We start from the raw sequence: 3,468 nt of genomic DNA, 5'->3' as shown, positions 1-3,468 counted from the left end.
GGCGGGGGCGAAGGCGCGGGCCGCCTCGTCGACCGTGCAGGACCAAGGGGTGAGGTCGTCGAGCGTGCGCGGCTCGGGCCCCTCGGCGCCCGGGGCGCGGACCAGCCACTCGTTCCACACCGCGCCGTTCGGGGCGGTCAGGACCTCGAAGCGCAGGCCGGGCCAGAGGGGGACGGGCCAGAGCCACGCCTCGCAGTCGAGGTCGCCGATCCGGCGGGCGGACCGGGACTCGGGTTCGCCCAGCACCGAGCGATAGCGGGAGAGAGGCGCCCGGGAGCGCGGGGAGCGGACCATCGCCTGCCAGCGCTTGTTGGCCTCGCGCATGTCGGCGATCGACACGCCCAGCTCGTGACGGGCCTCCTCCACCAGGTCCGGATTGTGGTCGGCCATGCGGCGCAGCAGCACCAGCTGGAAGTCGAGCGGGGTGAAGGGGCTAGCGGGGCGCTTTCCGGAGGGCATGGGAACCATCGTCGCCCACCGGCGCGGTGCCCGGGCGGCGGCCGTCCGGGAGGAAGAGGACCGAGTTGACGTAGCGCGGGCCGCGCAGGACGTTGGACGGCAGGACGCGGCGCAGCAGGCCGTGCGAGACCACGTAGGAGGCGTCCGCCTGGTGGTCCTCCAGGGGGAACTTCGCCAGCGGCACCCACCGGTCGCCGGGCAGGACCCAACCCTCGTAGCCGAGCAGCGACAGGTACGTCACCACCGGGGTGATCGGCTGGATGCGGGACTCCAGCTCCACGAACAGGGCCGGGCGGTCGCGGGCCAGCAGGCCCGTCGCGCCGCGCAGGACCGCCGGCTCGTTGCCGTCCACGTCGATCTTGATGAAGCCGACGTTCCGCAGGCCCAGCTCGTCCAGGGTGACGCAGGGGACGTCCAGCGCCCGGCCGTGGATGTCGCGCCGCACCAGCGACGACACGCCCCGGTCGCCCGAGTCGTCCGACGGCAGCCACAGGCGCGCGATGCCCGGGCGGTCGGAGGCGGCGGCACGGATCACCCGTACGTTCGGCGGGACGGCGGCGGCCAGCAGGCGGGCCAGATGGGGCACGGGTTCGATCGTCACGACGTGCTCGGCCAGGCCGGACAGCCGGTGCGTCCAGGGCCCGTACCAGCCGCCGACGTCCACCGCCGTACCGCAGTCCGGCGGGCACAGCTCGGCGAGCCGGGCCAGCTCCGGTTCGAACCGGGGGTAGAGCGCCCGGGCCATCGCGGCCACCAGGCGGGTGGGCAGGAAGGGGGCGAGGCGGGCTGCCAGGCTGGTCATGGGGCCATCCTCTGGAGGAGTTCCTCGTGCTCGTCGTCCGAGACCTGCTCGCCCGAGGACGGCAGCAGCTGCGGAATGCCGTCGACGATCGGATAGCGGCGGCGCAGCCGCGGGTTGTACAGCGCCTCCTCCTGCCCGGTCTCCTCGGCCAGCAGATGCAGCGGGCCCTTGTCGAGCGGGCAGGCAAGGATCTTCAGCAGCGGGTCGTCGGGCTTCATGGGGAGGCCAACTCCTTGGCTGGTGCGGGGGGTTGGGGAGCAGGGTCGTGCTTCGGCATGGTCAGCAGCACGGCGACCGCCAGGGCCGTGCCCGCCACCCGCAGCGCGAGCCGCAGCGGCTCGTCCGGCAGGGCCTCGCCGAACGACAGCGTGCCGAGCACCGCCGTGAACAGTGACGTCACGGTCGTGCACACCGGCACGATCAGCGAGGCCCGGCAGCGCTGGAGCGCCGCCTGCGACATCACCAGGCCGAACACACCGGTGAACAGCAGCAGATACGGATACGGGGAGCTCAGCAGGTCCAGCACCGCACCGCCGAACCCGCTGGTCGTCAGGTGGCTCGACACGCCCTTGATGGCCAGCGAACTGACGCCGTACAGCAGCCCCACGGCCACGCCGTACTCGACGCCGGTCGTCGGCCGCCGGTGCCGGTTGCGGGCCCGCCGCTCGGCGGAGCCGTACAGCCACAGCCCGGCCGCCAGCGACGGCACGCACACCAGCAGGATCAACTGGTACGGAGCGTCCTGGCTGACGGTGTCCGAGCCCTCGCGCAGCGACAGCACCACCATCAGCAGCGCGAGCAGGATCGCACCCAGGGCGTACCGCTCCCGGCCGCTCGTCTCCTCCCCGAGCAGCCGGGCCGACAGCAGCACGAGCAGGACCAAGCCGGAGACGAAGATGCCCTGCGCGGCGGCGATCGGGAGGGTGCGGTAGACGACGAGCTGCGCGGCGAAACCGGCGGCCAGGGCGAGGGAGCCGCCGATCCACAGGGGGCTGCCGATGACGAGGCGCAACAGCCGGGCCGGCTGCCGGATGCTCACCTCGGGCAGCGCGGTGAGGGCACGTTTCTCCAGCACGAAGCCCAGGCTGTACAGGGTGTTCGCCAGCAGGGCCGCGGCCACTCCCCACCACATGGGCTACGTCCTCCTGGCGTGCAGCAGCAGGATCGACGCGAGCTGCGGCCGGGCACAGGCCAGCCGGTCCAGCGGCCGCAGCGGGCGCGGTACGCCGTGGAAGGGAGCGCCTTCGAGCCGTACGACCGTGAACCCGGACGCGGCGACGAACTCCCGCAGCGCCCGGGCGGTGTAGAGGCGCAGATGTCCCACGACCTCCCGGCCCGGGCGGCCGTGGATGCCGCGCAGGCTGACCTCCGAGAAGACCGGCTGGACGCCGGCGAGCAGCAACGCGCGGTTGTACCAGGCGGCCAGGTTCGGCGTGGACAGCATCAGATGCCCGCCGGGCCGCAGGATCCTGCGGATCTCGTCGAGCGCCGCGTCCGGGTCGACGAGATGCTCGATCACCTCGCTGAACAGCACGGCGTCGGCCGACTTCGGCGCGAACGGCAGTCCGCCGCCGGTGAGTTCGCCGCGGACCGCGTACGGGATGCGGGTGCGGGCGCGCCTGAGGGCGTCCTGGGACCAGTCGACGCCGATGACGCGGTGGCCGGGCAGGAAGGGCGCGGCGGTGGCGGCGGCCGTACCGTCGCCGCAGCCGATGTCGAGGACTGTCCGTGCGTGACCGGTGGTGGCCGGTCCGAGGGCCGTGGCCAGCATGCGGGCCTGGCGGACGCTTCGTGGGGTGCCGGAGGCGACGGGGACGGCCGGGTTCTCGTAGAAGTCACGCAGCTCGGGGGGCCGGGCGGGGGCGCTCGTCACGGGGTCACCTCCGTGGKGTGCAGATAGTGCTCGAACAGGTCGCGGAGGTGGGCGCCGTCGCCGTGGCTGAGCAGGGCCCGGGACCAGCGCAGGGCCAGGTGGAGGCGGCCGGCGGTGGAGGCGGTGGTCACGGTGAGGCCGCGCGGCATCCGGGCCGGCGCCGAGAACCAGACCGCGTGCGCGCGGCCCGTCTCCTCGCCGAAGTCCAGGGGGTACGGGATACGGCCGATGTTGCTGAGCAGGGTGGTCGACGTCCAGGGCGCGGCGGCCCGGCGCAGGGTCCGGGTCAGGGCGGCGCGGGCGGCGACCGGGGCCCAGGGTGCGGTGAGGAGGG

5 protein-coding genes and 1 pseudogene are annotated in these 3,468 nt (G+C 73.8%); all 6 read right to left on the bottom strand.

The window, feature by feature from the left end; all coding sequences use genetic code 11:
- Positions 1–468 (bottom strand): hypothetical protein (locus tag CA983_RS41655; protein ID WP_086605851.1); only part of this gene is annotated, 468 nt, incomplete at its 3' end.
- Positions 434–1,261, bottom strand: a complete 828-nt coding sequence (locus tag CA983_RS41650; RefSeq protein ID WP_086605850.1) for an FkbM family methyltransferase — start codon at positions 1,259–1,261, stop codon at positions 434–436. The genes CA983_RS41650 and CA983_RS41655, both read right to left, overlap by 35 nt.
- Positions 1,258–1,479 (bottom strand): Trm112 family protein, encoded by a 222-nt coding sequence (locus tag CA983_RS41645; RefSeq protein ID WP_086605849.1) that lies wholly within the window; start codon positions 1,477–1,479, stop codon positions 1,258–1,260. Before CA983_RS41645 ends, CA983_RS41650 begins: the two co-directional genes overlap by 4 nt.
- On the bottom strand, positions 1,476–2,381 hold the full coding sequence (locus tag CA983_RS41640) for a hypothetical protein (protein ID WP_086605852.1): 906 nt from the start codon (positions 2,379–2,381) through the stop codon (positions 1,476–1,478). The genes CA983_RS41645 and CA983_RS41640 overlap by 4 nt, the downstream gene beginning before the upstream one ends.
- Before the next feature lie 15 nt (positions 2,382–2,396).
- Positions 2,397–3,134, bottom strand: coding sequence for a class I SAM-dependent methyltransferase (locus CA983_RS41635; RefSeq protein WP_086605848.1), 738 nt, complete (start codon positions 3,132–3,134; stop codon positions 2,397–2,399).
- Positions 3,131–3,468 (bottom strand): annotated as a pseudogene (locus CA983_RS41630) (hypothetical protein); the annotation flags it as partial. The pseudogene CA983_RS41630 and the gene CA983_RS41635, both read right to left, overlap by 4 nt.

This window comes from Streptomyces swartbergensis, from assembly GCF_002148965.1.
In the GTDB taxonomy this organism is placed as follows: Bacteria; Actinomycetota; Actinomycetes; order Streptomycetales; family Streptomycetaceae; genus Streptomyces; species Streptomyces swartbergensis.
Note: the sequence above shows the minus strand (reverse complement) of the source record. Positions and strands in the feature narration are given on the sequence as shown.

Coding starts and splice junctions, on each gene's coding strand:
- CA983_RS41650 (WP_086605850.1), bottom strand. CDS start 1,261: ATGACCAGCCTGGCAGCCCGCCTCGCCCCCTTCCTGCCCACCCGCCTG.
- CA983_RS41645 (WP_086605849.1), bottom strand. CDS start 1,479: ATGAAGCCCGACGACCCGCTGCTGAAGATCCTTGCCTGCCCGCTCGAC.